Below are 25,124 nucleotides of genomic sequence, written 5' to 3' on the forward strand. Positions count from 1 at the left end.
AACGTCTTCGATGTTAACCATGCCGGCCATAACAAGGTTAAGTAACGGTTAATTGCGCTTGACTCCTGCCGAGCATAGGGGCTTATATGAGGAAGGGTTAATATCGTAACGTTGACGCGAATTTGTGAGTATCGCGGCGACCTCGTCTCAAAGGCTATGTAAAAGGCCGGAAGAGACCACAATAGTGGACGGCATAGTGTGAAACGCGCCAGTCCCAGTCGCTCGGAAAACCCGCATTTCACGTCGGCAGACCGATATTTGGGTTTGCGTGCCGGCTTCGGTCGGCACGTTGTGGCAAGCCTCAAGGTCCGGCGGGACATTGAGGCCCATGGGAGGCGGGTATGAAACTCTCCACTGCAACCGCGCTTGTGTCGGCGCTCATTCTCGGCGTGGCCTTGCCGGCATCGGCCGGATCGTCGGCCGGGACGGATCCCATCAAAACGAGTTCGGCCGCGTCGGCATTCGGGTCATATGACCCATATGGCGACTTCAGCAACGACAAGACGGCCAGCATCGAGGAGCTGTTCCTGCCCTGGGAAGACGTCGACCTGTCGACGCTGCCGCTGGCCGACGCCTACGCCCTGCAACGCGGCCGCTCGCTGCTGATCACCATCGAGCCATGGACCTGGTCGAAGGACTGGCGCATCACGCCGCCCGAGCTGCGCGACGGCATTCTGAGCGGCAAATACGATGCCAACATGCAGGCGATCTGCAGCCTGGTCGGACAGATGAAGAGCCCGGTCACCATCCGCTGGGCACAGGAAATGGAAGACAAGAACGGCCGCTTCACCTGGGCCAACTGGGCGCCGAAGGACTGGATCGCCGCATACAAGCGCGAGGTCGACGTCTGCCGCAAGGTGGCGCCGGCCGCGAAATACATGTGGTCGCCCAAGGGTGTCGAAGGCCTGGAGAAGTATTATCCCGGCGACGACTATGTCGACGTGATCGGCCTGTCGGTGTTCGGCCTGCAGAAGAAGGACAACGACGAGGTCGGCCGCGACCGGACGTTCGAAGAGACGCTGAAGCCCGGTTACGACCGCGTGGCCGGCTTCAACAAGCCGGTCATCGTTGCCGAGCTCGGCTATGTCGGCAAGCAGGACTATGTTTCGAAATGGTCGGATGATTCCCGCAAGTCCTACGCGGCGTTCCCGGCCCTGACCTCGGTCGTCTACTTCAACCAGAAAGAAGTCTGGCCGTGGCTGGGTGGCTATGGGCTGCCCGATTGGCGTGTGACACAGCACGTCCTGCCATAAGAGGCATGACCATGCTCGTCCCGGTCGGACCGGGACGGGCTCCAGCCAAAGGTATCAAGGTGTGGTTGCCGCCGAGCTGGCTCGGCGGCGGGCGAATCGTATGCGTAGTCGGTCGGCGGAGTAAAATCGTGAAAAGTGCAGTGAGGAAGTTTGTCGGAGCGGCGCTCGCTTGCTGCGTTTTTGTCGTCGGCCTGCAAGGTGGCGCAATGGCCAAGGCCGCCAACAGCATCAGCGAGGCGGCGAAGGCCACCGCCGTTTCCGACGAAAGCCTCTATCAGCTCTACAAGAACCGCTCCTGGCGCTGGGGCAATCACGGCGCCGCGTATTTCGCCGTGCAGAAGCGACAGTTTACGGCCTGGTCTACCGAAGGTGGCAAGAGCTATGGCGAGGGCGTCTGGTTCATGCCCGGCAGCGGCAAACTGTGTTTCCGGGCAACCTGGCATGGCTCATGGGGTGCCAAGACGTCCTTGAGCTGCTTCGAGCATCGCCAGGCCGGCAAGGTGATCTACCAGCGCAAATCTCCGAGCGGAGACTGGTATGAGTTCAAGGACCGTCACGGCAAATCGAGCCTGCGCAATGGCGACCACGCCAGCAAGAAGGTGAAACGCTTCAAGGCGAAGCTGTAAATCGCGGATCATGCCGGCGTGAAATAGCGCAATTGCCAAGCACGGCGATTTCGCGCAACGGTCGTCGCGGCTGAAACGACCGCGTGACCGAATGCCGGGGGCTGACGGAACCATCCTGATAACCGGCGCCCGCGCGCCGGTGGCGCTGCATCTGGCGCGCCTTCTCCATGGCGCCGGGCACAGGGTGATCCTGGCCGACACGCCGGCGCGGCCGATCGCGGCGGCGAGCAAGGCCGTATCGCGTTACCACCGGCTGCCGCCGCCGCGCTTCGAACCGCAGGCCTATGCCGACGCAGTCGAGGCGCTGATACTGGCCGAGGCCATCGGCCTCGTCATCCCGACCTGCGAGGAGGTCTTCCACCTTGCGCTTGCCTGGCGCGACAGGGCCATGCCGGCAAAGCTGTTCGCGCCCGATATCGAATTGCTGGCCCAGGTTCACAACAAGCACGGCTTCATACGCCTCGCGGCACGGCTCGGGCTGACGGTGCCGGAAACGATGATGCTCAGCTCGCGCGACGATATCGAAGCAGTGCGCGAGCGCTCACGCACTCTCGTGTTCAAGCCGGTCTGGTCGCGCTTCGCCAGCCACGTGCTGCTGCGGCCGCCGCCGCAAGCGCTCGATACCATCGCGCCCTCGTCCGCCATGCCCTGGGTGGCGCAGCGTTTTGTCGATGGCGAGGAAATCAGCGCCTATGCGGTGGCGCGCGAGGGCAGGCTCAAGGCGCTGGCGCTCTACCGCTCGCTCTACCGCGCCGGCAAGGGCGCCGGCATCTTCTTCGAGCGCGTCGAGGACGATGCGGCGCGCGATCTGGTCGAGCGCATCGTCGCCGGCATCATGTGGACCGGGCAGATCTCCTTCGACCTGATGCGCGAGCCGAGCGGCCTCGTGCTGCCGCTTGAGTGCAACCCACGCGCCGTGAGCGGCCTGCATTTCTTCCGCGATCCGGCGCGCTTTGCGGATGCCGTGCTCGGCGACGCTCGGGAGGTCACGCCCGACGTCACCGTGCCGCAAACCGTGCGGCTGGCGATGTGGATTTACGGACTGCCGGCGGCGTTGCGCTCAGGCGGGTTCGGCCGCTTTCGCCAGGCAATGCAAGAGGGCCAGGAATTGCTCGATTGGTTCGGAGATTCAGCGCCGGTCAGAGCGCAATGGCCGGCACTGGCGGAGATCGCACGCGTGGCATTGCGCGAGCGTATCAGCCTGCAGGCGGCTTCGACGCGCGATATCGAGTGGAACGGGCCGGGCTGATATGCTTATGCCCTGGGCGAACCGGGACCGATGGGCTTCACGTCGAGCTGCAGACCAAGTGCCTTGGTGACACCCAGCAGTGTGCTGAGGCGCGGATCGCCCTTCTCGCTCAATGCCTTGTAGAGCGCCTCGCGCGTAACGCCCGCTTCTTTCGCCACAGCCGTCATGCCTATGGAGCGCGCTACATCACCGAGCGCATGCGTGATGAGCGCAGGATCACCATCCTCGAAGGCAGCCTCGATGTAGGCTAGGCGATCCTCCGGGGTTTTCAGGTGATCGAGGATGTCGAAGCGTGTGGTTTCGAGAGGCATCGTCATATCTCCTTTGCCATCTGTTTCGCTTTGGCGATGTCGCGCTTTTGGCTGGACTTGTCGCCGCCACAGAGCAGGATGATCACGGCGTTTCCGATCTTCACAAAGTAGAGCCGGTAGCCCGGGCCATGGTCGATCCGAAGTTCGCCGATACCATCGAAGTATTTGACATCACCGACGTTGCCGATCTCGACTCGGCGGATGCGGGCAACGATACGCAGGCGCGCCGCTGTGTCGCGAAGTCCAGCCAATCAGTTGGTAAATTCGTCGGTCTGCCGAACCTCGATCATGCGTGAACTATAATTTACAGAAGTAGTCTGATCAAGACCCGTGAACTATAATTCACAACTCGATCTGATGCACCCTCGGCTCACTCGCAGCCGCCGGCATCCTCCCCTCCATGATTGAGGCAATATCGCGGCGCAGGAAATCCAACGGCCCGATCACCGGCAAGGCTTGCGGCGGCAGCCGAGCGTTGTCGCTTGCCGACTTCAGCACCCGGCGGTCCTGATGCAGCGCGATGGTGAAGAGCGGCTTGAAGGCCAGCGCCTTCAGCTCACCGAGCAGGCCCTGGCGCCGGCCGATCAGCCAGCCGACGCCCTCGACGGTGCGCTCGTCGGCCTGGCGCAGGTGGAAGGTGGTGGCCAGAACCAGCCCCTCCTTGCCCCAATATTCCAGCTCGGCGATGCCGGGATGGCGGAAGCGACCGATGGTCCTTGCGCGCTCGCCTTCCAAGAGCCGGCTGATCAGGCCCTGCTGGTGGTCCTCACCGGTATAGCTCGCCTCGACCCAGCCCTCGCCGCCGGTCACCTCGACCCGCACCAGATGGCGTTTCGCGGTCAGGCCGCGCAGCAGGCCCTTATGGGTAAAATGGGTGTGGGTGGCATCGAGGATGTTTTCCGCCGCATCGATGACCGTCGACTGGGTCGATGAGCGCACCCGCCGCATGATGATGTCCTTGCCCTGCATGCAGTGCAGGTAAGGTTCGGCCCGCGGCGTGCCCGACGAGATGAAGACGACGCCGTCGCGCTCGAGCGCGGCGAAGCGGCGGACCCGGTAATGCGGCACGGCGCCGACATGGCCGGGGATCGCCGTGCAGCGACCATCACCGTCATAGCGCCAGCCGTGATAGGGGCATTCGATCTCGCCGCGGACGATCTTGCCGGTCGACAGCTCGACCAGCCGGTGCGGGCAGCGATCGAAAAGCGCGGCGATGCCTTGCGCCGAGCGGAACAGCACCACGGGCTCGCCGTCGAACAGGATGCGCTTCGGCCGCTTGCCGATATCGACGGACAGCGCCACTGCCTGCCAATAGGCTTCCGCGCGGCGCTCGCTCACAGTTCGAACCTCCTGAGCAGGGGAATGCCGATCAGTGCCAGCACGGTCTCCATGACGCGGATCGCCAGGCGTCGCCGAAACGCAAGATGCGCGGCATAGACGGCGTTGTATTCGATCGCGGGAAGCGCGCCGCGCCGGCGTTTGAAACCGGCGGCGCCAGCGCTCATGTTGAAGAGCAGGCCGCGCGCCGTGGCGTGGTCCTGCGCCATCGCCATCGCCATGCGATAGAGCCCCTCCCCGACCGGCAGGCCTGTGTCGTAGCCGACGATCGGCTGGGTCAGCGTGCCGCCGTTTTCGAACAGGCCAGTGACGGCGACCAGCTCGCCGCCCGGCCGGCGCAGTCCCGCCAGGCTGATGATGCCGCGCCGGTGCATTTCGGCGATGTAGCGGGCGGTGTAGTGCGGATTGAGCGGCGTGTATTTGTCGAGGTAGAGCATGTTGTAGAGCATCTCGGCGCGGGCATAATCGGCCTCGGTGAAATCGCCATCGCCGACCCGCTCGAAAGGCGTCGTGCGCAGGCGGGCCCGATCGCGCTTCATGTCACGTGTCATGGCGGGAGCGGCGCCGCGGTCGGCGAAGATGTAGATCTGGCGCGCCGCCAGCATGCGGAACCCCTCGGCCCTCAAGGCGGCAATGGTCGCCGGATCGGCGATATCGTTCAACGAGCGGATGACGATCGCGCGATCCGGGAAACGCGCTGACAGCGCCGCGCGCAGCGACGCGGCCGTCGGCCGGTCGAGCAGCGGCACCGGGTTGGTCGAATAGAGCCAGTTGTTGAGCTGCGCCTGACGGTCTAGGCCGCTCGCCCTGACCAGCGGCGCGCAGGCGCCGATCAGCGCGTTGAGCGCGCGCCGCAGCAGCGGGTGGGCGGCGAAATTGCGCGTCTCGTCGATCGCATAGTCGATATAGGCGCTGGTCGGGCAGCAGATATAACAGTTCGGCGCACCGTCGGCATCGTTCAGCGTCAGCGGAAAAGTGCGGCCGCCGACATCGAACATCTCGACTGTCGTTTTCAGGTTGGCGATGAGATCGCGCACCGATATCTCGTTGAAAAGGCTAACGAAAGCTTCGACCTTTGCCGGCTTGTTCTCGACCCGGTCGGCCTGCTTCGCAGGCCTTTTTGCCATCGCCGCCGCACCACTCATCGCGCCTGCTCCAGACGGCATTCGACGCGGCGCAGCTTGCGGCTCGTTTCCAGCGGCAGCGGCGCGCGGATGAGCGTGACGGTGGCCACCGCCTTTCGCATTTCCAGGAGCGCGCGGATGGACTGACGAGCGGCGGTCGCCGCGTCGTCCGCGAGCGTCGGCGAAAGTCTCAGCTCGACGCTGTCTGGCCCGGTCTGGACGAGTCGAAAATCGTCGATGCGGCGGTCGGCCTTGAGCACGGCGTTGCGCAGCACATCCGGCGTGACGAGGATCGGGCCGTTCGCCGAACTGAGCCGGAAGACATCGTCCATGCGGCCGACGATTTCGTCGACGCAGCGCAGCGGCGAACCGCATCGGCAAGGCTGCGCGGACAGGCGCAACAGGTCGTTCATCCGGTAACGCGCCATGATCTGCGTGCGGCGGCGAAAAGCCGTCACCAGCGGCGTCACCAGCCCCTCGCCCGCCGGCTCGAATTCGAAGAAGACGGAGTCTTCGGCAAGATGCAGTCCACCCTGTCGGCAGGTCACCGCGAACAGGCCTTCGGTCGCCATATAGATCTGATCGAGCGACAGCCGGAAGAAGTCCTCGATCACCGCCCGGTCGACTGGGTCGAGCGTCTCGGCAGCGGAGAAGACACGTTTCGGCCGCAGCCGAAAGTGTTCGGTCGACAAATGCCGGAGGATCTTCGGCGGCGCGATGATGACCGTCGGGTCGAAGGCTTCGAGCGCGCCACGCCAGCTTTCCGGTCCCAATGTCAGATCGAAGAAGGCGAGCTTGATCAGCCGCGATTTGCGGGCGCTGTCGTAAAGCCCGGTGTTCTGCGGCAGGATCACGGCGACGCGCATGCCGCGCCACAGAAGATCGGGCGTCGCCTTGTCGAGGATCGTGCCCAGCCAGCGGTATTTCTCGGCTTCGGAAATCACGAACAGTCCGCGATTGCCGGAGGTGCCGGTGCTGGCGCCGACGATGAGCGGTCCGGCGCGGCCGTCACGCGCCAGAGCTGCCCAGGCCTGCGTGGCGGTGAGGCCGTGGATGTTGAAATCCTCGAAGCGCCCCATCAGCAGCGCCTTGTCGGTCGCCGGCAGGTCGGCAAGCCGGGCTGGCGCGTGGCCATAGAAAGGCGCGCGCGGCAGGTCGCGATCGAGGAAGCGCCGTAGGGCCGCCGCTTGCCAGCGCTCGAAGCCGGGCCGGGTCTTGCGCGAGACCCAGCGCGTCAGGGAGAAGGAGCCTGCCGCTTCCGCCAGCCCGTTCATGCGGCCTCCGGCGCGAGATCGTAAGATGTCGGCGCGGGGTCATGGCAGAGCATCACCTCGCCGCCGGAGGCGAGGAAGCGGCGCAGCATGGCGCTGGTCGGCTCGATTGCCGCCGCATCCTCGGCGATCAAGGTGGCCGGGAAGCCGGGCGTGCGATTTTCGATCAAGGCGGTGAGCAGCCATTGCACGTCGACGGCGTAGAGCAGCGGCCGGCCGAGGCCATTGAACAGCAGGCCGAACTGGCCATCGGCATGCCCGGGAAGATCGACCGCAATGACGCTGCCGTCGCCGAAGAGATCGGCGCCGCCCGGGATGCCGCCCTGCGGCGCAACGCGAGGCTTCGCGGACACCCCCTTCAGCCGCGCCTCGAAATCCGGCGGGAAGAGTTCGGTGAAGACGCCGTGGCGCAGATTCTGCCTCGGGCCGCGCGCCATGACCCGCGCCCAGGCGGCATCGCTGGCGATGAAGCGCGCGTTGCGAAACAGAGACAGGCCCGAAATGTGGTCGGCGTGGAAATGGGTGACGACGACTGTGCGGATGTCATCAGGTGAGAGCCCGAAACGCCGCAGCACCGGCAGGACCTGCTCGTCGGCGTTGAGCCGAGGCTTCAGCAGCGCGCCATAGAGCCGCAGCATCCGGCCGCGCCTCTCCCCCACAAGAGCTTCCGGCGTGTAACCGGTGTCGACCAGCACCGGCCCGGCAATCGGGTGGAAGATCAGCCCATAGCGGACGCGCAGCTTGACGCTTTGCCAGCCGCCGCCGCGCAGGATCAGTCGCTCGGCGGCGCTCACCCAGGCGCTGTTGGCGAAGACGATCCTCATGGCCCTGCCCCGCCGGAAAAGGTGCGGTCGAGCCCCTGTTCGAACGAGACTTTCGGCGCCCAGCCGAGCATCCGCTTCGCTTTGGAAAGATCGAGGCTTTGCGCATAGGCAAAGAGGCCGAGCCCATAGCGCGTGACCGGCGGTTCCGGCCGGCCGGGCAGCCGCAGCGCCACTGTTTCCATCAGGCCCGCCGCCAGCATCGCCGGCACGAGCGGCATCGGCCGCCAGCGCGCCTTGAGACCGGCGCGGATGCAAGCCTCGTCGGCGATACGGCGGACCGGCAGCACCGCGCCGCCGGAAATGTTGAAGACCTGGCATTCGGCCTCCCTGGGTGCCGCAAGCGCCGCCATCACCGCGTCGACGACATCGTCGACATGAGTGAGGTCGATGGCCGCGCGGCCATCGCGAAACAGCGGCAGCGGCCGGGTTTTTGCCGCCTTGATGAGGCGCGGCAGGAGCGCGCGGTCGCCCTTGCCATAGATGCCGCGCGGCCGCAGCACCAGCGAATGGATGGCGGGCTGGCCAAGCACGATCGCCTCCGCCGCGCGCTTGGTGCGGGCATAGTGATTGACCGGTTCCGGCAAAGCCATGTCCTCGGTCAAGCCAAGCTGGTCGCGAAAGGCAAAGCAGACCGACGGGCTGGAGATGTGGACGAAGCGGCTGACGCCCTGCCGCCTGGCAAAATCGACGAGGTTGCGCGTCGCCGTCACATTCGCCGCCTCGAAATCCGCGAGGCGGCCGAAGGGCGAGGAGAGCGCCGCGCAATGGATGATCCGTTCGACCCTCCCCAGCCTGGGATCGAGCGTTGCGTCGAGCGGCTGCGCCAGATCATGGCGGATGATGCGATGGCCGGCTGCTTCGAGCGCGGCGCAGCGTTTCTCATCGCGGCCGAGGCCGAGCGCCAGCGTGCCGGATGCCGCCAGCCGCTCGAGCACATGGGCGCCGAGGAAGCCGCTAGCGCCGGTGACGAGGACGGCCATTGCTCAGACCTCCAGCGCCATGCCGCCGAAGGAAACGCCGGCCGAGGTGCCCAGGAAAAGCAGCTTCATGCCCGCTGTTACGCGGCCCTCGCGGCGCGCGACGTCGAGCGCGAAGGGAATGGAGGCCGCGATCTGATTGCCGAAGCGGGCGGAAATGTCGACCAGCTTTTGCGGCGAAAAGCCGGTCTGGCGCGCCATATGGGCAAGCGCGAAGGGGCTCGCCTGATGCGGCACGACGAGATCGACGTCGTCATGCCGCCAGCCGGCGCGGTCGAGCAGAGCAGCGACGAAGCCGTTGAAATGGCGCGAGGTCAGCCGGAACAATTCCTTGCCATCCATGTGGAACAGGCTGTGCGCCGCGAACGCTTCCTGCTGCATGCGGAAATCGAAGCGCGTGCCGCCCGAACCGATACCGCAGGCTTCCCAGCCGGAGGGATAGGTGCGCATCAGGCTGGCCACCACCTTGCCCTCGCCCGGCTTGGCTTTGCGCAGCACCGCCGCCGCGGCGCCGTCGCCAAAGAGTGCCGCGACCTCCGGCGCGTCCTGCCACGGAAGGGCGCGCGAGGCGACCTCGGACGAAAACACCAACGCCGTCTCGCATTGTCCCGCCTCGATCATGCGGCCGGCGGTCTCGAAGGCGGTGAGGAAGCCGAGACAGGTGCTGTTGACGTCGAAGGCGCCGGCCGAGCCGTCCGCCAACCCCAGGCGCTGCATGACCAGCGGCGCGGTCGCCGGCAGCGGCTGGTAGGGTACGCCGCAGCCGCCGACGATCAGGTCGACCGCGTCGGGCTCTACGCCGGCATCTGCAAGCGCAAGTGTGGCTGCGGCGCAGGCGAGATCGATCTGCGTCTCGGCGTTGCAGACATAGCGCTCGACGACGCCGGTGGCGGTTTCCAGCGCGCCCTCATGGAGGCTCAGCTCCTGTTCCAGCGCGCGCGTGGTGACCCGCTCAGCCGGTACCGCCCTACCGGTTCCGACGATCCTGACCCGCATTCTCCCCCCGCCGAGCGAATTGGTTTCTTCCAACTCATGGATCGATGCTAGCAGTTCATGGCGACATTCCGTCAACTATTGTTAGCGACGATGTTTCCGGGCGAGGTAACGAGGATCCGACACGTGCAGAACTCGATCAAACTTGCTTTGGTTTTGGTGCTTTGCGGATGCACATCCTGCTTCGCCGGTAGCGACCTTCTAAGAGTCTCGGTCGACTGCCCGAAACCACCAGCCAGTGGGAACCTCGTGACCGTCGATGAAAAGCCAAACGGCTACGAGTCGCGGATAACGACGTCCTATGTCAGAGGGCAAGTAGACAAGATCACGGTAGCCAATTCGGTGGATGGGTCGAACTTCAGAGACCAATTTATGCTCGGTCGCTCGACCAGCACGGGCACAAACGAGTTCCCGGCCTTCCGCGCTTTCGAAGACCGGGCCAACGAATTGCTCCGGTTCTTCTGCCTGGCCGAACCGGCAGCCAAGCAGCGGTATCTCGATCTGATGCAGGCAAACCGGGCGCTGCTTCGTCAATAGAAGGCTCCGTAAGAGCCGGTTCAAACTGCACGGCACTGATGTTCAAGCCTTGCGTTCCCATCGCCGATCAGGCGTCTGCTGCCAGTAGGTCACGGCGTGGCCGGCTTCCTTCATCGTCTTCCAATGGCCGCGGGCGGCTTCGAGCTGCGCGGCGTCATGGCCGTCGAACAGGAAGACGGCGCGCTCGTAGCCGGAGAGCTCTGGCGGGGTCGCGCCGTCGACCAGGAAGCGTATCTGCGCGGCGTTCTGGTTGCTCCCGGCCGTGGTGAGCAGGATCGGCTGCTCGGCCGGATAGGCCTCGCGGTCGGTGGCATGCGCCAGGAAGGAATCGTCGCGGAAAATCCACAGATGCTGGTCGAGCGCGTCGCGGCGCTCTTCCGTGCCTGTTTGCACCACGGCGCGCCAGCCGCGCTCGACGCTGCGCTCGAGCAGGCCGGGAAGCGCCTCCTCGAGCGTCGATTCCGTCAGGTGGTAGAACAGGATGTCGGCCATCCCCTACCCTTCGTAATGGTCGCGCACCAACCTGTCGAGCAAGCGCACGCCGAAGCCCGAGCCCCAGGACTGGTTGATCTCGCTAGACGGCGCACCCATCGCGGTACCGGCGATGTCGAGATGCGCCCAGGGCGTGTCCTTGACGAAGCGCTGCAGGAACTGCGCGGCGATGATGGCGCCGCCGTAGCGGCCGCCGATGTTCTTCATGTCGGCGTTCTTGGAATCGATCAGCTTGTCGTATTCAGCCCCGAGCGGCATGCGCCATAACCGTTCCTGCGACGACTGGCCGGCGCCGAACAGCCGGCCAGCGAGCTCGTCATTGTTGGAGAAGAGGCCGGCATAATGCTGGCCGAGCGCGACCATGATGGCGCCGGTCAAGGTCGCCAGATTGATCATGAATTTCGGCTTGAAACGGTCGTTGGTGTACCAGAGCGCGTCGGCGAGCACGAGGCGGCCTTCGGCATCGGTGTTGAGCACCTCGATCGTCTGGCCCGACATCGAGGTGACGATGTCGCCGGGGCGCTGGGCATGGCCGTCGACGGCATTCTCGACCAGGCCGATGACGCCGACCACATTGGCCTTCGCCTTGCGCGCTGCCAGCGCGTGCATCAGCCCGGTGACGGCGGCAGCACCTCCCATGTCGCCCTTCATGTCTTCCATGCCCGAGGCCGGCTTCATCGAATTGCCGCCGGTGTCGAAGGTGACGCCCTTGCCGATGAAGGCAAGCGGCGCGTCCTTGGCCTTGCCGCCGTTCCAGCGCATCACCGCAAGGCGGGCGCCGCGCGGCGAGCCTTGGGCGACGCCGAGCAGCGAACCCATGCCGAGCTTCCTCATTTCCTTTTCCGTCAGGATCTCGACCTCGACGCCGAGCTGCTCCAATACTTTGGCGCGCTCGGCGAATTCGATCGGCCCCAGGGCATTGGCCGGCTCGTTGACGAGGTCGCGCGCCAGCAGCACACCGTCGACCACCGCTTCCTCGCCGGCGAACGCCTTCTTCGCGGCCGCGGGGTCGGCGCAATGGATCGTGACCTTGGCGGGCTTCGCCGCCTTAGCGTCGGATTGGCCGTCTTCCTTGTCTTTCCTGGTCTTGTATTTGTCGAAGGCATAGCTGCGCAGGAGAATGCCGGCGGCAAGGCTCGCCGCCTGGCGGCCATCAGGCTGCAATTCGGGCAGATCGAGGATGACGGCCACTTCGGTCGCCTTGCGCAGCGAAGCGGCAACGGCGCCGCCGAGCTTCAGCCAGGCGTTGTCGTCGAGGGCCGAGACCTTGCCGGCGCCGACCGCCACCAGACGGTCGAGGGACGTTCCTTCCGGCGCCAGCACTTCGGCCGAACTTGCGAACTTGCCGGAGAAATCGGCGACCGGAAACGCGCGCGCCAACGCGCCGGCCGGATCACAGGCCTTCGCCGCTTCGCCGAGTCCGCCGCCGTCGGCCGCGAACACGAAGACGCTGCCCTTTTTCGGCGCGGCGAATTTGGCGAAAGAAATGGATGGTCTCGACGTCATCAGATCCTGCTTTCGGGGATGGCCGTAAGGTGCCGGCAAAGGTAATTTTCAGCGAGCAAGCGGTTTGGCAAGCGTGCGCGACATTTGGTCGTTTTCGGCCATTTGGCAAGACATTGGCCAAAATCGCGGTCTATATCGGCGCCAGGATAGACAATGGATTCGCCTCGGCACGACCTTAGCTTGCTGCCGCAACCTGCTGTTAACCATCGATGTTTTGCATTTCTTATCCATTGGCGCGGAGACTCCGCCGCGCCGGGGCAGTGGCGTGGGGCGACAAACCGGAGCGAGCCGCCTATGAGCCAGTTGTACGGGCGGCGCCGGATGACTACCTTGTCGGCGGGCATGATGCCGTTCGGCAAAATCGAGAAAAGCCTTCATGAAGGTCGTTGAACGCTACATCATGCGCCGGGCGCTGACGATGTTCCTCGCATCGCTGGTGTGGACGCTGGCGATCGTGTGGACGACGCAGGTTCTGGCCAAGATCGACCTCGTCACCGACAACGGCCAGTCGGCGCTGACCTTTTTCGAAGTGGCCGCGCTCATCATCCCTTCGATCATTCCGATCGTGGTGCCGTTCGCGCTGGTGGTGGCTGTGGCGCAGACGCTGAGCGCCATGAACACCGATTCGGAGCTCGCCGTGCTCAGCGCCGCCGGCGCCTCGCGCTGGACGATCGCGCGGCCGATCCTGCTGCTCGCAATCGCGGCCTGCGCCTTTTCCTTCATCGTCGACAACGCCATCGACCCTTATGCCAGGCAGAAAAACCGGCAGCTGGTGGCCGCTTCGCGCGCCGATCTCGTGTCGCTGATCATCCAGGAAGGTACGTTCCGCAAGATCGACGAGGGCCTGTATCTGCAGGTCGGCGAACGGCTTCCCGGCAACAGGCTCGGCGGCATCTTCGTCGCAGATTCGCGCGAGGAAGGCGCCAGCCTCACCTATTACGCCAAGAGCGGCAGCATCGTCGAAAAAGGCGACGAGAAGGTTCTGATGATGAATGACGGCGTCATCAACCGCAAATCGGTGACCGGCGACCTCTCCGTCATCCGCTTTACCTCTTATGCCTTCGACATGTCGGCCTTCATGTCGGCGGCAAACGACATCACGCTTTTGCCCAAGGACCGGACGACGGCGTACCTGCTCAACCCGGACCCCAACGACAAGATGTTCCAGCGCGAACCGGGCAGCTACCGGGCGGAGCTCAACCAGCGTTTCGCCGAATGGTCCTATTCGCTGGTGTTCGCGCTGATCGCGCTTGCGGTCGCGGGCGATGCGCGCTCGCACCGAGAGGCGCGCATCAATCCGCTGATCACGGCAATCGCCATCGCGCTGTTCGTGCGGTGGCTGGGCTTCTTCGCCGCCGGCAAGGCCGACAAGGTCGGATACTATGTCTATCTGCTCTACGGCATACCGATCGTCGCTTCCGCGGTTTCGGTCTGGTTCATCGTTTCCTCGCGCAGCATGGAATTGCCGGTCAGCTGGGCCGACTGGCTGACCAACCTTGCCAAGCGCGCCGGCGACAGTTGGACTGCTTTCAAGCTCTGGCTCGCCCGGCGCACTTCCGGCCAGGGAGCCTGACCATGGGCTGGACGCTGGGCCGCTATTTCTTCTTCCGCTACGTCACGATCACCTTCTGGTTCTTCCTGGGCCTGCTGGCGCTGGTGTTCCTGATCGATTTCACCGAGTTGTCCGGCCGCACGACCGGGTTGCCGGGTTTCACCTACGGCACGGCCTTCGCCATCTCGGCGCTCAGGATGCCGATGATCATGCTGCAGACGGTGCCATTCGTCGGGCTGTTCTCGGCGATGGCGACGCTGGTGTCGCTCAACCGCCGCTACGAGCTGGTGATCGCGCGTTCGGCTGGCGTTTCGGCCTGGCAGTTCCTGTTCCCGTGCTGCGTCGGCGCGCTGATGTTCGGCGCGCTGTCGGTCGGTGTGATCAATCCGATCGCCGCGCACGGCTTCTCCTGGTCCGAGCAGATGGAGAACGATCTCAGGGCCGGCAAGTCGAACGCCGTCACGACCAACGTCACGCCCTGGCTCAGGCAGAAAACCGAATCGGGCGACACCATCATCGGCGCCCGCGCCATCCTCAACCAGGGGCTGGAGATGGCGGACGCGGTGTTCTTCATCCTCGACCCGCAGGGCAACATCGCCGAGCGCAAGGATGCCGCCAAGGCCTTCCTGCGCGACGGCTACTGGGAATTGCAGGACGTCAAGGTCTTCAAGGGCGGTAATATCCAGGCGCTGGCGTCCGACAAGGTTCCGACGAATCTCAAGCCGGAATTCGTGCAGGAGCGGCTGGCGCGCCCGGAAACCATCCCCTTCTACGAGCTGCCGCGCAAGATCGAGGTTGCCCGCTCCTTCGGGCTCAAGGCAAATGCCTTCGCCATGCAGTTTGATTCGCTGGTGGCGATGCCGTTCCTTCTCGTCGCCATGACGCTGATTGCTGCAACGGTTTCAATGCGATTTGCGAGAATGGGACAGTCGGCAACGATGATTCTGGGTGGCGTCGTGGCCGGCTTTCTGCTTTATGTCGTTTCGGTACTGGTCAAGGCATTCGGGGTCGCCGGATTCGTGCCTACAGTGGTGGCTGCATGGGTTCCGGTTGTCGTGGCTATGTTCTTTGGGGTGACGTTTCTGCTATACAAGGAAGACGGCTAGTGAGGGAGGCTGGATTGCGCAGCCATAGGCAGGCCGGTTTGGCGCGCCTCTATGGGGCGACCGCCTTGGCATGCCTGTTCGCCTGCGCGGTGCCGACGGTACCCGCGCTGGCGCAGGAAATCACCGCCAAGCCCGTCCCTTCCGGCACGCAGATGCTGCTGGCCGCCGATACTCTCGTCTACGACAACGACAAGCACACGGTGACGGCCGTCGGCGGCGTGCAGATCGACTATGGCGGCAACAAGCTGGTCGCCCAGCGCGTGGTGTATAACCGCGATACCAAGCGCCTCGTCGCCAGCGGCGCCGTCGAGCTCATCAACAGCGACGGCACCAAGGTCAATTCCGACCATATCGACATCACCGACGATTTCGCCGACGGTTTCCTCAACGCGCTGCGCGTCGAGACGGTCGACAAGGCCTATTTCGCCGCCGAGAGCGCCGAGCGCATGGGCGGCGTGCTCACCACCTTCCACAACGGCGTCTACACCGCCTGCGAGCCTTGCGAGGACAAGCCGGACAAAGCGCCGACCTGGCGCATCAAGGCCAGGAAGATCATCTGGAACGGCGAGAAGAAGACGGTCCGCTTCGAAAACTCGAATTTCGAATTTTTCGGCTTCCCGCTTGCCTATCTGCCTGCCTTCGAGATCGCCGACCCGACGGTCAAGCGCAAGAGCGGCTTCCTGATCCCCGGCATCGCCTACAACACCCATCTCGGCGTCGGCGTCAAAGTCCCCTATTATTTCGCGCTGTCCCCGACCTATGACCTGACCGTCACCGGCACCGGCTACACCAAGCAGGGCTTCCTCGGCGAGGCCGAGTGGCGCCAGCGCTTCAACAACGGCCAGTACACGCTGAAGATCGCCGGCATCAATCAGCAGGATCCCGGCGCGTTTGTCGACCCCGGCTACACCGTGAATTCGGGACCGCAGAACGATCCGAACAAGTTCCGCGGCATGATGGGCACCAAAGGCCAATTCGCCATCAACGAGCGCTGGAATTTCGGCTGGGACATCCTGCTCCAGACCGACAAGGATTTCTCGCGCACCTACAACATCGAAGGCTACAGCGACCTCGTCCACCAATCGTCGATCTATCTGACGGGCCTGAGCGGCCGTAATTATTTCGACGTTCGCGCCATGCGCTTCGAGGTGCAGGAAGATACGCTCTCCAGCGATCCGACCGCACGCGCGTCCAAGCAGCCCTGGGTGCTGCCGTCTTTCGACTACGCCTATATCCCAGATATGTCGGTGGCCGGCGGCCAACTGTCGTTCAACGTCAACGCGCGCGTGATCAGCCGCAACCGGCTGGATGCGGTGCTTTCCGATACCAGCGATCCGACTTCGATCAACAATGTGCGCGGCATCGAGGGCGAATCGAGCCGGCTCAGCGCCGAAGCCGAATGGAAGCGCACCTTCACCACAGAGGACGGCCTGCAACTGACGCCATTGCTCGCCTTCCGCGGCGACGCCGGTTATGTCAACGCCAATTCGGCCTCGCTCGCCGCCGTCAACCAGATGGCGACGAATCTCGGCGAAGACGTCGACATGCGGTCCTCGCTCGCCCGCTACATGGCCACCCTCGGCCTCGAGGCGCGTTGGCCGCTTCTGTTCTCGATGCCGAACTCCAGCCATATCCTGGAGCCGACGGCACAGATTTTCGTGCGCCCGAACGAGCAGTATGTCGGCGGGCTGGCGATCCCGAACGAGGACGCGCAGAGCTTCGTCTTCGACGCCACCACGCTGTTCGAGCGCGACAAGTTCTCCGGCTACGACCGCATCGAAGGCGGCACGCGCGCCAATGTCGGCTTCCGCTATTCCGGCAGCTACGATGGCGGCTGGGGCACTAACGCTATCTTCGGCCAATCGTACCAGCTTGGCGGAGAGAACTCCTTCGACGCCCCCGATCTGGTCAATGTCGGCGCCTATTCGGGACTGCAGACGACCAAATCCGACTATGTCGGCTTGATCGGCTTCAACAGCCCGAGTGGGTTCTCCGGGTCGGTGAGCGGGCGTTTCGACGAGCAGACCTGGGAAGTGAGGCGCGCCGAAGTGAAGGCCGCCTATTCCGGTCTGCCGATATCGCTCAGCGCCAAATATGCCTTCATCGAGGCGCAGCCGCTCTACGGCTTTGCCACTGACCGTCACGAAGTCACGCTCGGCGCCTCGACGCATCTGGCGCAGAACTGGCGGCTGTTCGGCACCGGCACCTACGACATCGAGACGAATGTGCTGGTCAAGGACGGCCTCGGCTTCGCCTATAACGATTCCTGCTTCACCTACATCATGACCTATTCGCAGACGCGTGATACCGTCACCAAGGAATTGTCGCAGAACATCGGCTTCAATCTGTCGTTCCGCACGCTCGGCGATTTCGGCTCGTCAACAAGCGCGATCGATACCATCCAGTGAGATGGGCAAGCGCACGGCCCGCAAGCCGTGCGCCGTTCGGGCGCTGGCGGTGCCTTGGTCTTGATTTGAAGCGAGATCCCTCGAAAATGCACCGATTCTCGGGGGTATGCGCAGGCGACATCGTTTCGCCGCATAGGACGAGCATGGGGTCGGCTGCATCGCGCAGGCGTTCGGAGGACGCGGGCGCCGTCGTGATGGGGAAATTGGGAAGGTAAGATGAGGAAATACCTGTTTTCGGCAGGATTGGCGCTTCTGGTGGCGGCGACCTCGATCTCGGTCACGGCCGGCGTGCAGCCTGCTTTCGCGGCGGAGATCAAATATGTCGTCAACGGCATACCGATCACCACCGGCGACATCGCGCACCGCGCCGCCTTCTTCAAGCTGCAGCATAAGAAAGGCGATGCCAAGGAGGAGATGATCGACCAGACGCTGCGGCTGGCCGAGGCCAAGCGGCTCGGCATCCGCATCACCGATCAGCAGGTCGACGCCGCCTACCAGCACTTCGCCTCGGGCAACAAGATGCCGCTGGCGAAACTCGACGCAATCATGAACCAGTCGGGTGTCAGCAAGGAACACTTCAAGGAATTCATCCGTGCCCAGATGGCCTGGAACCAGGCGCTCAGCGCGCGCTACCGTTCCGGCGAAGGCGGTTCGGTGACCGAGCAGGATGCGGTCCGCCGCATGCTCGACAAGGGCGGATCCAAGCCGACCGCCATGGAATATATGCTGCAGCAGGTGATCTTCGTGGTGCCGGCTTCCGAGCGCGCCGCCACACTTGCCAAACGCAAGCGCGAAGCCGACGCCATGCGCGCCCGCTTCAACGGCTGCAACACCACGCGCGACTTCGCCAAGGGCCTGCTCGACGTCACGGTGCGCGATCTGGGCCGGGTGCTGGCGCCGCAATTGCCGTCCGACTGGGCCGAGCAGATCAAGGCGACCAAGGTTGGCGGCGCGACCCCGACGCGCGAGACCGAGCGCGGCATCGAGTTCATCGGCATCTGCTCCTCGCGCGAAGTTTCCGACGACAAGGCCGCGCAGATGGTGTTCCAGGCCGAGGGCAGCGGCGACAAGGACGCCGACGAACTCAGCAAGAAATATGTCGCCGAGCTGCGCCAGAAGGCCAAGATCGTCGAACGCTGAGGGCGAACGCGTGCCTCGATACCGCAGCATGTCCACCGCATGAGCACGCAGAAGACCGACACGCCGCTGGCGCTGAGTGTCGGCGATCCCTCGGGCATCGGGCCCGAGATCGCCATCGCTGCCTGGCAGGCGGGTGACAGCGCCGGCGTGCCGCCTTTCTACCTGCTCGCCGACCCTACCCTGATCGAGACCCGCGCCCGCCTTGTCGGCGCCAATGTGACGATTGCCGAGACGCTGCCGGGACAGGCAGCGCATCATTTCGCCCGCGCCCTGCCCGTCGTGGCGCTCCACGCGCGTCTTGTCGACCGCCCAGGAGAGCCGGACCCGGCCAATGCCGCCGGCACGATCGAAGCCATCGACAGCGCCGTCGCCGACTGCCTCGCCGGCCGCGCCGCCGCGGTGGTCACCTGCCCGATCGCGAAGAAGCCGCTCTACGATGCCGGATTCGGCTTTCCCGGCCACACCGAATATCTGGCGCATCTGGCCTCGCGCCATACCGGCAGGGATGTGACGCCGGTGATGCTGCTGGCCGGGCCCGATCTGCGCACCGTTCCGGTGACCATCCACATCCCTCTGGCCGAAGTGCCGAAGGTGCTGACGACGGAGCTGATCGTGGCCACCGCGCGCACCACCGCCGCCGATCTCAAGAGCCGCTTCGGCATCGCACGGCCGAGGCTGGCGATCGCCGGGCTCAACCCGCATGCCGGCGAAGGCGGCGCCATGGGCCTGGAGGATGCCGCAATCGTGGCTCCGGCCGTCGAGACGTTGAGGGCGCAGGGCATCGACGCGGTCGGGCCGCTGCCGGCCGACACGATGTTTCATCCACGTGCACGCGCCTCCTATGACGCGGCGATCTGCATGTATCACGACCAGGCCCTGATCCCGGCCAAGACGCTTGCCTTCGACGAGGCCGTCAACGTGACGCTGGGCCTGCCGTTCATCCGCACCTCGCCCGACCACGGCACCGCTTTCGACATCGCCGGAAGAGGCATCGCGCGCGCCGACAGCCTGATCGCCGCGCTGAGGCTGGCGCGCCGGCTGGCCGACAGCGGCCGGCAGGCAGCCGCCGCATGAGGCCCAATTGAGTGGGCGCACCACAATCGACGGATTGCCGCCGCTGCGCGAGGTGATCGAGCAGCACGGCCTGCAGGCCAAGAAAGCGCTCGGGCAGAATTTTCTGCTCGACCTCAACCTGACAAGCAAGATCGCCCGCGCCGCCGGCGATCTCGGCGAGGCGACGGTGATCGAGGTCGGTCCGGGCCCTGGCGGGCTGACGCGGGCGTTGCTCTTCAACGGCGCGCGGCGCGTGATCGCCATCGAGCGCGACGAGCGCTGCCTCGAAGCGCTGGCGGAGGTCTCCAGCCATTATCCCGGACGCCTCGAGGTCATTCCCGGCGATGCGCTGAAAACGGATTTTGCAACGCTCGCCGGCACGGGGAACGGCGGGCCGGTGAAGATCGTCGCCAACCTGCCCTACAATATCGGCACCGAGCTTCTGATCCGCTGGCTGACCGTGGCCGACTGGCCGCCCTTCTACCAGTCGATGACGCTGATGTTCCAGCGCGAGGTGGCGGAGCGCATCACCGCGGGTCCGGGCAGCGACGCCTATGGCCGGCTCGGGGTTCTGGCCGGCTGGCGCAGCGAGGCGAGGATCGCGTTCGACGTGCCGCCGCAGGCGTTCACGCCGCCGCCGAAGGTCACCTCCTCCGTGGTGCATCTGGTGCCGCGTCCGTCTCCCCTGCCCGTGGATGGCAGAAAGCTCGGCCGCGTCACCGAGGCCGCCTTCGGCCAGCGCCGCAAGATGCTCAGGCAAAGCGTGAAAAGCCTGGGCGGCGAAGCGCTCCTCATCCGCGCCGGCATCGATCCGACGCGGCGAGCCGAGACGCTGAGCGTGGAGGAGTTCGTCAGGCTGACGAACGCGGTGTAGCTCTCTTCGCCCCGTTTACGACATAGGCGCTAAGATAGCGTTGGCATGGACTGAAACTTTCGCTTTCGTGGTGGCTCACGCCAACGATGTCGCAAGGCATGGAGATTTTGGCGCAGGGCTGCCAGGGGCGGCTGAGTAAAGATCGCTGCGATCAGGGAGGCGACGATCTGACGGGTAGCGCGCCACAGTCGCTCAAGGGGGAGAGACACCAAACTCCTGCGAGAGGGGTTCGGTCATAAGCGCTATGAGGAAATGGGCAAGAATCCAAGGCTTTGCGATCCTTGGGTCTTTGGCGGGAGGCGCGCGCAGTCCGATCAGGCTCTTCAGACGCTTGAAGGCGAGCTCGATGCGCCAGCGCATGCGATAGAGCTTGAGAACCGTGTCGGGGGGAAACGCCTCCCGGTCGAGCGAGGTCACAAGGATGACGAAGCCGGCGGCAATCAGCGTCTGCGGTTGAACCTTGTTGCCCTTGGCCTTGGCTTCCTTGTTGATTTTGCGCCGCGCTTCTTGTGCCGCGGCCTCGGATTTGCGCAAGGCGATCAGGCGCATCTTCACAGGCTCGCCCTTCTTGAGGCCTAGCCGGACAGGCGTTTCGAAGACCTCGTCGCGGCAGCTCTCCAAGTGGCCGATGAGATCGAACGCCTCGCCCTTGGCGTCGAGCCATCGCGCATTCTTCCACGACGCGCGCACGACAACGTCGCCGCCTTGCGCCATGACCTTTGCGATCCGCTCGGCCTGCAGATAGACGCGGTCGCCGATCCGGATCTCGCCCGCCACCACCGGCACGCGGTCGATCAGCTCGGCCTCGCTCTGGTCGGTGATCTCGAGGAAATCGAACTGCTCGCGCTCGAGCTCGAAGGCGCAGTGCATGCGCCAAAGGCCATTGTTCTTCTTCTCATGCGCACCGGCCTTGGCAACCGCCGTCGCATCGAGGATGCGGATCAGCCGGCCTTTGGCCAAGCCTGCATCCTCGCGCTTCAAAAGATGCCCAATCAACTGTTGCAGCCAGGGGCCTGCATTGCGCAGCCGGCCGAGCAAGGCCACGTCCGAAATGTCGGCAATCCCGCTCGCCGCCGCCCAGGCCACGACGCCCCGCATGCCTACCTTGCCAAGGCAGTAAGCCAGGGTCAGGCGCAACAGGTCGCTCGCCGACCTGATGCCGCGCGGGCGCAGGAACGCCTTCGTCTCGCGCGCACTTCCTGCGATCAACTCTTCGCCGCCGAGAAGCTCAATCGTCTCGGCCCAGCCGTCATCAACAAGCGATTCGTGTGTCATCCCAGCGTAGAATCACAATCGATTCCGCGCCGCAATCCCTATCTTAGCGCCTATGCCGTTTACGGGGAGAAGATGCCGGCAGGCAGATGAGGGGCGGCGCCAACCTGCAGAAGGCTGGGTTTTACCCCTCATCCGGCCCTTCGGGCCACCTTCTCCCCGTAAACGGGGCGAAGGAAAGATCACCCCGTCTTCTCGTCCAGCAGGCCGGAAATGAAATCGAACAGGCCAGGCCGCCTGTCGCGCCGAAGCCGCTCCGCCGTGACGATGGCGCGGACCTCGGCGAAGGCGCGGTCGAGGTCGTCGTTGACGATGACGAAGTCGTATTCCTTCCAATGCTCGATCTCGAGGCGGGCGTTCTTCAGCCTGGTCTCGATGACGGACTCCTGGTCCTCGGCGCGGCGCTTCAGGCGCGCCTTCAATTCCTTCATCGACGGCGGCAGGATGAAGATCGAGACGATGTCCGCGCGCATCTTCTCCTTGAGCTGCTGGGCGCCCTGCCAGTCGATGTCGAACAGCATGTCGCGGCCTTCGGCCAGCGCGATTTCCGCTGGCTCACGCGGCGTTGCATAACAGTTGCCGTGCACTTCGGCCCATTCGAGCAGCGCATCGGAATCGCGCAGCCGCTCGAACTCGCGCATAGTGCGGAAATGATAGTGGACACCCTCGATTTCCGAGCCGCGGCGTGGCCTCGTGGTGACGGAGACCGAAAGCTCGAGGCTTCCGTCGCTTTCCAGAAGATTGCGCGCGATCGTCGACTTGCCGGCGCCCGATGGCGACGACAGCACCAGCATCAATCCGCGACGGCGGATGCGGGACCCCAGATCCCTGGCAGCCGTCGGCTCCTTGGCAACCATTCCCGTCACTCCAGATTCTGGACCTGTTCACGAAACTGGTCGACCACCGCCTTCAGCTCCAGCCCGATCGCGGTGACCGCGGCGGCGTTCGATTTGGAGCATAAGGTATTCGATTCGCGGTTAAATTCCTGCGCCAGAAAATCGAGCTTGCGGCCGACGGCGCCGCCGCTCTCGAGCAGCGCCCGCGCAGAAGCGACATGCGTCTTCAGCCGATCGATCTCCTCGCGGATGTCGGCCTTGGTGGCGAGGAAGGCGGCTTCCTGGTGCAGCCGCACAGCGTCGAGATTGGCGGAGGCATCCGTCAGGAGACGCACCTGCTCGGCGATGCGCTCGCGGATCGCCACGGGCTCGCGCGAGGGATCGGCCTCCGCCTTCAGCGTCAGCGCCTCGATGGTATCGATATGGCCGGAAAGCAGCGCGCCAAGTGCAGTGCCCTCGCCGCGGCGCGCCTGTTCCAGGCCGGTGAGCGCTGCCTCGAGCGCCGACAGGATCGCGACGTCAAGCGTCGCCCGCTCCTCCTCGGTCTCGACGGCTTCGGGAATGTCGAGCACGCCGCGCAGCGAGAGCAGCCCGTCGGCGGTGGCGGGCTCGGTGCCGAACTGCTCCTGCAAGCGCTTGGCGAGGCCCGCCAGGTCCTTCAGGAACGCCTCGTTGACCACTGGCTGGGCTTGCCTGGCGGCGGCGCGGCCGACGGTCAACATCGCCTGGAAATTGCCGCGCGCGAAGCGCTTCTGCACAGTTTGCCGGACGGCGGTCTCCAGCCGGTCGAAACCTTGCGGCAGTCGAAGCCTCACCTCGGCGCTCTTGCCGTTCACCGATTTCACCTCCCAGGCGATCGAGGTGCCTTCGCTTTCGGTGGCGGACCGCGCGAAACCGGTCATGCTCTGCAGGCTCATTGCCCTGTCGTCCCCTGTCGCGGCCCCGGCATGCAAAGCCCGGCGCCGCACGCCCCAAGATCGCCGGACGATCGGCCGGCGCCCCCTCAAAACATGAATATGGCCCCGCGTCAAAGGACGCGTGCGGCACACCTACTGCGCGGCGTCGCCACCGGCATCGCCATTCTCGCCGCCGTCATCGCCGGTGCCTGCGCCAGCATCGCCATTACCGGTATTGCCGTCGGGAGCGGCCGGCTCCGTCGTCTGGCCTGAGGCCTTGGCGGCGTCATCCGCCTGCTTCTTCTGCAGCGCCCGGTAGCGGGCGACGTTCTGGTTGTGCTCTTCCAGCGTCGCGGCAAAGACATGACCGCCACTGCCGTCGGCGACGAAATAGAGATCGTCGGTCTGCGACGGATTGGCGACGGCTTCGAGCGCCGCGCGGCCGGGATTGGCGATCGGCGTCGGCGGCAGACCCTTGATCAAATAGGTGTTGTAGGGCGTCTGCTTGTCGAGGTCCGACTGGTAGATCGGCCGGTCGGCGGGCTTTCCCTTGCCACCGAACAGACCATAGATGATGGTCGAGTCGGACTGCAGCCGCATGCCCTTGGCCAGGCGGTTGAGGAAGACGGCGGCGACCCGCGAACGCTCGTCGCTCCTGCCCGTTTCCTTCTCGACGATCGAGGCAAGCGTGACGAAGTCATCGATGTTGGCGATCGGCAGGTCGGGCGCGCGATGCGACCAGACGTCCTCGACCAGCTTCTTCTGGTCGGCGACAAGCTTGTCGACCATCTGCTGCCTGGTGGCGCCGCGGGTGAAGCGCAGCGTGTCGGTGGCAATGCTGCCCTCGGGCGGCAAGGCCGGGGGCATGTCTCCGGTGAGCGCCTCCTGATCGGCGACGCGCTGCAGCGCCTGCTCGACCGTCAACCCTTCAGGAATGGTCAGCGAGTACATCACCGACTTGCCGCTCTTGAAGAGTTCCATGATGTCGCGCATCGAGGCGCGCGGCTTGATGGCGTATTCGCCGGCCTTCAACGCCGATTCATTGCCGGTGGCGCGCACGCCGAGCCGGAAGACGCGGGCATCGCTGATCAGGCTGCGGCGTTCGAGCTGGTCGGCGATCTCCTGCACGCCGGTGTTCGGCTTGATCATGAAGGTGTCGCCATTGGCGGATGGGCCGGGCTCGACGAAAGCCTGCATGCCGAAATAGAGCGCGGCACCCGAGGCGAGCACGAGCAGGATCACCACGGAGAGGAAGAAATTCAGGAACACGACGACCTGGCTGCGCGAGGCGCGCGAGCGCTTCGACGGCGGCGGTGTGCCGGCTTCCGGCCGCAACGCCTCGGCCGCCGTCTTTGGCATGATCGGGGCCTTCGTGCCTTGCCGCCCGAAATCCCCGCCTTCGCCCGGATTGGTGTTCCCCGGATTTGTGCTCATGGGCGCGCCCTACCGTCTGATCTTGCAACGAATCCCCCGGCCATAGGCTAGG

24 protein-coding genes are annotated in these 25,124 nt (G+C 64.9%); 10 read left to right on the plus strand and 14 right to left on the minus strand.

Features of this window, described 5'->3' with window-relative positions; all coding sequences use genetic code 11:
• Positions 1-341 precede the first annotated feature (341 nt).
• The 3 genes from DPM33_RS30865 to DPM33_RS30875 all read left to right on the plus strand — a co-directional run bounded on the left by DPM33_RS30865 (position 342) and on the right by DPM33_RS30875 (position 3,128).
• Complete coding sequence (locus tag DPM33_RS30865; RefSeq protein ID WP_112101144.1) at positions 342-1,253, plus strand: glycoside hydrolase family 26 protein; 912 nt, start codon at positions 342-344, stop codon at positions 1,251-1,253.
• A 5-nt stretch (positions 1,254-1,258) separates the two neighbouring features.
• Positions 1,259-1,879: a DUF995 domain-containing protein gene (locus DPM33_RS30870; RefSeq protein WP_245442537.1), complete on the plus strand. Its 621-nt coding sequence runs from the start codon at positions 1,259-1,261 to the stop codon at positions 1,877-1,879.
• 91 nt (positions 1,880-1,970) lie between these two features.
• Positions 1,971-3,128, plus strand: coding sequence for an ATP-grasp domain-containing protein (locus DPM33_RS30875; RefSeq protein WP_112101145.1), 1,158 nt, complete (start codon positions 1,971-1,973; stop codon positions 3,126-3,128).
• 5 nt (positions 3,129-3,133) lie between these two features.
• On the opposite strand, the gene DPM33_RS30880 is transcribed toward DPM33_RS30875, so the two are convergent.
• The 8 genes from DPM33_RS30880 to DPM33_RS30915 all read right to left on the minus strand — a co-directional run bounded on the left by DPM33_RS30880 (position 3,134) and on the right by DPM33_RS30915 (position 9,969).
• Positions 3,134-3,439: an addiction module antidote protein gene (locus tag DPM33_RS30880; RefSeq protein WP_112101186.1), complete on the minus strand. Its 306-nt coding sequence runs from the start codon at positions 3,437-3,439 to the stop codon at positions 3,134-3,136.
• Between the two features lie 2 nt (positions 3,440-3,441).
• Complete coding sequence (locus DPM33_RS30885; RefSeq protein ID WP_245442538.1) at positions 3,442-3,690, minus strand: type II toxin-antitoxin system RelE/ParE family toxin; 249 nt, start codon at positions 3,688-3,690, stop codon at positions 3,442-3,444.
• Between the two features lie 91 nt (positions 3,691-3,781).
• Entirely contained in the window at positions 3,782-4,777 is a 996-nt protein-coding gene (locus tag DPM33_RS30890) for a Rieske 2Fe-2S domain-containing protein (protein ID WP_112101146.1), read from the minus strand.
• Positions 4,774-5,904: a GNAT family N-acetyltransferase gene (locus DPM33_RS30895; protein WP_245442540.1), complete on the minus strand. Its 1,131-nt coding sequence runs from the start codon at positions 5,902-5,904 to the stop codon at positions 4,774-4,776. Before DPM33_RS30895 ends, DPM33_RS30890 begins: the two co-directional genes overlap by 4 nt.
• 14 nt (positions 5,905-5,918) lie before the next feature.
• A complete protein-coding gene (locus DPM33_RS30900) occupies positions 5,919-7,175 on the minus strand; it encodes a F390 synthetase-related protein (RefSeq protein WP_112101148.1) in 1,257 nt (418 codons plus the stop codon).
• Positions 7,172-7,996 carry an MBL fold metallo-hydrolase gene (locus tag DPM33_RS30905; protein ID WP_112101149.1) on the minus strand — a complete coding sequence of 275 codons (825 nt, stop codon included), beginning with the start codon at positions 7,994-7,996 and terminating at the stop codon, positions 7,172-7,174. Before DPM33_RS30905 ends, DPM33_RS30900 begins: the two co-directional genes overlap by 4 nt.
• Positions 7,993-8,976 (minus strand): NAD-dependent epimerase/dehydratase family protein, encoded by a 984-nt coding sequence (locus DPM33_RS30910; protein WP_112101150.1) that lies wholly within the window; start codon positions 8,974-8,976, stop codon positions 7,993-7,995. The genes DPM33_RS30905 and DPM33_RS30910 overlap by 4 nt, the downstream gene beginning before the upstream one ends.
• Positions 8,977-8,979: 3 nt before the next feature.
• Positions 8,980-9,969 carry a 3-oxoacyl-ACP synthase III family protein gene (locus DPM33_RS30915; protein WP_112101151.1) on the minus strand — a complete coding sequence of 330 codons (990 nt, stop codon included), beginning with the start codon at positions 9,967-9,969 and terminating at the stop codon, positions 8,980-8,982.
• Positions 9,970-10,092: 123 nt separating this feature from the next.
• On the opposite strand from DPM33_RS30915, the gene DPM33_RS30920 reads away from it, so the two are divergent.
• Positions 10,093-10,503, plus strand: a complete 411-nt coding sequence (locus DPM33_RS30920) for a hypothetical protein (RefSeq protein WP_146770349.1) — start codon at positions 10,093-10,095, stop codon at positions 10,501-10,503.
• A 42-nt stretch (positions 10,504-10,545) separates the two neighbouring features.
• Here the strand turns inward: DPM33_RS30920 and DPM33_RS30925 are convergent, their stop codons facing one another.
• Both DPM33_RS30925 and DPM33_RS30930 read right to left on the minus strand, forming a co-directional pair.
• A complete protein-coding gene (locus tag DPM33_RS30925) occupies positions 10,546-10,995 on the minus strand; it encodes a DNA polymerase III subunit chi (RefSeq protein ID WP_112101153.1) in 450 nt (149 codons plus the stop codon).
• A gap of 3 nt (positions 10,996-10,998) precedes the next feature.
• Positions 10,999-12,501, minus strand: a complete 1,503-nt coding sequence (locus DPM33_RS30930) for a leucyl aminopeptidase (RefSeq protein ID WP_112101187.1) — start codon at positions 12,499-12,501, stop codon at positions 10,999-11,001.
• Positions 12,502-12,877: 376 nt separating this feature from the next.
• Here DPM33_RS30930 and lptF point away from each other — a divergent pair, with 376 nt between their 5' ends.
• From lptF to rsmA, 6 genes are all read left to right on the plus strand, one after another.
• Positions 12,878-14,074: an LPS export ABC transporter permease LptF gene (gene lptF / locus DPM33_RS30935; protein ID WP_112101154.1), complete on the plus strand. Its 1,197-nt coding sequence runs from the start codon at positions 12,878-12,880 to the stop codon at positions 14,072-14,074.
• A gap of 2 nt (positions 14,075-14,076) precedes the next feature.
• Complete coding sequence (gene lptG, locus DPM33_RS30940; protein WP_112101155.1) at positions 14,077-15,159, plus strand: LPS export ABC transporter permease LptG; 1,083 nt, start codon at positions 14,077-14,079, stop codon at positions 15,157-15,159.
• Entirely contained in the window at positions 15,159-17,567 is a 2,409-nt protein-coding gene (locus DPM33_RS30945) for an LPS-assembly protein LptD (RefSeq protein WP_167449274.1), read from the plus strand. The genes lptG and DPM33_RS30945 overlap by 1 nt, the downstream gene beginning before the upstream one ends.
• 216 nt (positions 17,568-17,783) lie before the next feature.
• Complete coding sequence (locus tag DPM33_RS30950) at positions 17,784-18,707, plus strand: peptidylprolyl isomerase (protein ID WP_112101157.1); 924 nt, start codon at positions 17,784-17,786, stop codon at positions 18,705-18,707.
• Positions 18,708-18,746: 39 nt separating this feature from the next.
• Entirely contained in the window at positions 18,747-19,781 is a 1,035-nt protein-coding gene (gene pdxA, locus DPM33_RS30955; RefSeq protein WP_112101158.1) for a 4-hydroxythreonine-4-phosphate dehydrogenase PdxA, read from the plus strand.
• A gap of 7 nt (positions 19,782-19,788) precedes the next feature.
• Positions 19,789-20,634 (plus strand): 16S rRNA (adenine(1518)-N(6)/adenine(1519)-N(6))-dimethyltransferase RsmA, encoded by an 846-nt coding sequence (rsmA, locus tag DPM33_RS30960; RefSeq protein ID WP_112101159.1) that lies wholly within the window; start codon positions 19,789-19,791, stop codon positions 20,632-20,634.
• Positions 20,635-20,826: 192 nt separating this feature from the next.
• Here rsmA and DPM33_RS30965 read toward each other — a convergent pair whose 3' ends face one another.
• The 4 genes from DPM33_RS30965 to mltG all read right to left on the minus strand — a co-directional run bounded on the left by DPM33_RS30965 (position 20,827) and on the right by mltG (position 25,072).
• Positions 20,827-21,909 (minus strand): transposase, encoded by a 1,083-nt coding sequence (locus DPM33_RS30965; RefSeq protein WP_112101160.1) that lies wholly within the window; start codon positions 21,907-21,909, stop codon positions 20,827-20,829.
• 179 nt (positions 21,910-22,088) lie between these two features.
• Positions 22,089-22,763 (minus strand): guanylate kinase, encoded by a 675-nt coding sequence (gene gmk, locus DPM33_RS30970; RefSeq protein WP_095767013.1) that lies wholly within the window; start codon positions 22,761-22,763, stop codon positions 22,089-22,091.
• A 5-nt stretch (positions 22,764-22,768) separates the two neighbouring features.
• Positions 22,769-23,659, minus strand: a complete 891-nt coding sequence (locus DPM33_RS30975) for a YicC/YloC family endoribonuclease (protein WP_112101161.1) — start codon at positions 23,657-23,659, stop codon at positions 22,769-22,771.
• Between the two features lie 132 nt (positions 23,660-23,791).
• Positions 23,792-25,072, minus strand: a complete 1,281-nt coding sequence (mltG, locus tag DPM33_RS30980) for an endolytic transglycosylase MltG (protein ID WP_112101162.1) — start codon at positions 25,070-25,072, stop codon at positions 23,792-23,794.
• Between the last annotated feature and the right edge of the window lie 52 nt (positions 25,073-25,124).

Source organism: Mesorhizobium hawassense, assembly GCF_003289945.1.
GTDB classification, from domain to species: domain Bacteria; phylum Pseudomonadota; class Alphaproteobacteria; order Rhizobiales; family Rhizobiaceae; genus Mesorhizobium; species Mesorhizobium hawassense.

Bases quoted from the DNA above. Each gene is read 5' to 3' on its own strand.
- DPM33_RS30865 (WP_112101144.1), top strand. From the start codon at position 342: ATGAAACTCTCCACTGCAACCGCGCTTGTGTCGGCGCTCATTCTCGGC.
- DPM33_RS30870 (WP_245442537.1), top strand. From the start codon at position 1,259: ATGACCATGCTCGTCCCGGTCGGACCGGGACGGGCTCCAGCCAAAGGT.
- DPM33_RS30875 (WP_112101145.1), top strand. From the start codon at position 1,971: ATGCCGGGGGCTGACGGAACCATCCTGATAACCGGCGCCCGCGCGCCG.
- DPM33_RS30880 (WP_112101186.1), bottom strand. From the start codon at position 3,439: ATGCCTCTCGAAACCACACGCTTCGACATCCTCGATCACCTGAAAACC.
- DPM33_RS30895 (WP_245442540.1), bottom strand. From the start codon at position 5,904: ATGGCAAAAAGGCCTGCGAAGCAGGCCGACCGGGTCGAGAACAAGCCG.
- DPM33_RS30900 (WP_112101148.1), bottom strand. From the start codon at position 7,175: ATGAACGGGCTGGCGGAAGCGGCAGGCTCCTTCTCCCTGACGCGCTGG.
- DPM33_RS30905 (WP_112101149.1), bottom strand. From the start codon at position 7,996: ATGAGGATCGTCTTCGCCAACAGCGCCTGGGTGAGCGCCGCCGAGCGA.
- DPM33_RS30910 (WP_112101150.1), bottom strand. From the start codon at position 8,976: ATGGCCGTCCTCGTCACCGGCGCTAGCGGCTTCCTCGGCGCCCATGTG.
- DPM33_RS30915 (WP_112101151.1), bottom strand. From the start codon at position 9,969: ATGCGGGTCAGGATCGTCGGAACCGGTAGGGCGGTACCGGCTGAGCGG.
- DPM33_RS30925 (WP_112101153.1), bottom strand. From the start codon at position 10,995: ATGGCCGACATCCTGTTCTACCACCTGACGGAATCGACGCTCGAGGAG.
- DPM33_RS30930 (WP_112101187.1), bottom strand. From the start codon at position 12,501: ATGACGTCGAGACCATCCATTTCTTTCGCCAAATTCGCCGCGCCGAAA.
- lptF (WP_112101154.1), top strand. From the start codon at position 12,878: ATGAAGGTCGTTGAACGCTACATCATGCGCCGGGCGCTGACGATGTTC.
- lptG (WP_112101155.1), top strand. From the start codon at position 14,077: ATGGGCTGGACGCTGGGCCGCTATTTCTTCTTCCGCTACGTCACGATC.
- DPM33_RS30950 (WP_112101157.1), top strand. From the start codon at position 17,784: ATGAGGAAATACCTGTTTTCGGCAGGATTGGCGCTTCTGGTGGCGGCG.
- pdxA (WP_112101158.1), top strand. From the start codon at position 18,747: ATGAGCACGCAGAAGACCGACACGCCGCTGGCGCTGAGTGTCGGCGAT.
- DPM33_RS30965 (WP_112101160.1), bottom strand. From the start codon at position 21,909: ATGACACACGAATCGCTTGTTGATGACGGCTGGGCCGAGACGATTGAG.
- gmk (WP_095767013.1), bottom strand. From the start codon at position 22,763: ATGGTTGCCAAGGAGCCGACGGCTGCCAGGGATCTGGGGTCCCGCATC.
- DPM33_RS30975 (WP_112101161.1), bottom strand. From the start codon at position 23,659: ATGAGCCTGCAGAGCATGACCGGTTTCGCGCGGTCCGCCACCGAAAGC.
- mltG (WP_112101162.1), bottom strand. From the start codon at position 25,072: ATGAGCACAAATCCGGGGAACACCAATCCGGGCGAAGGCGGGGATTTC.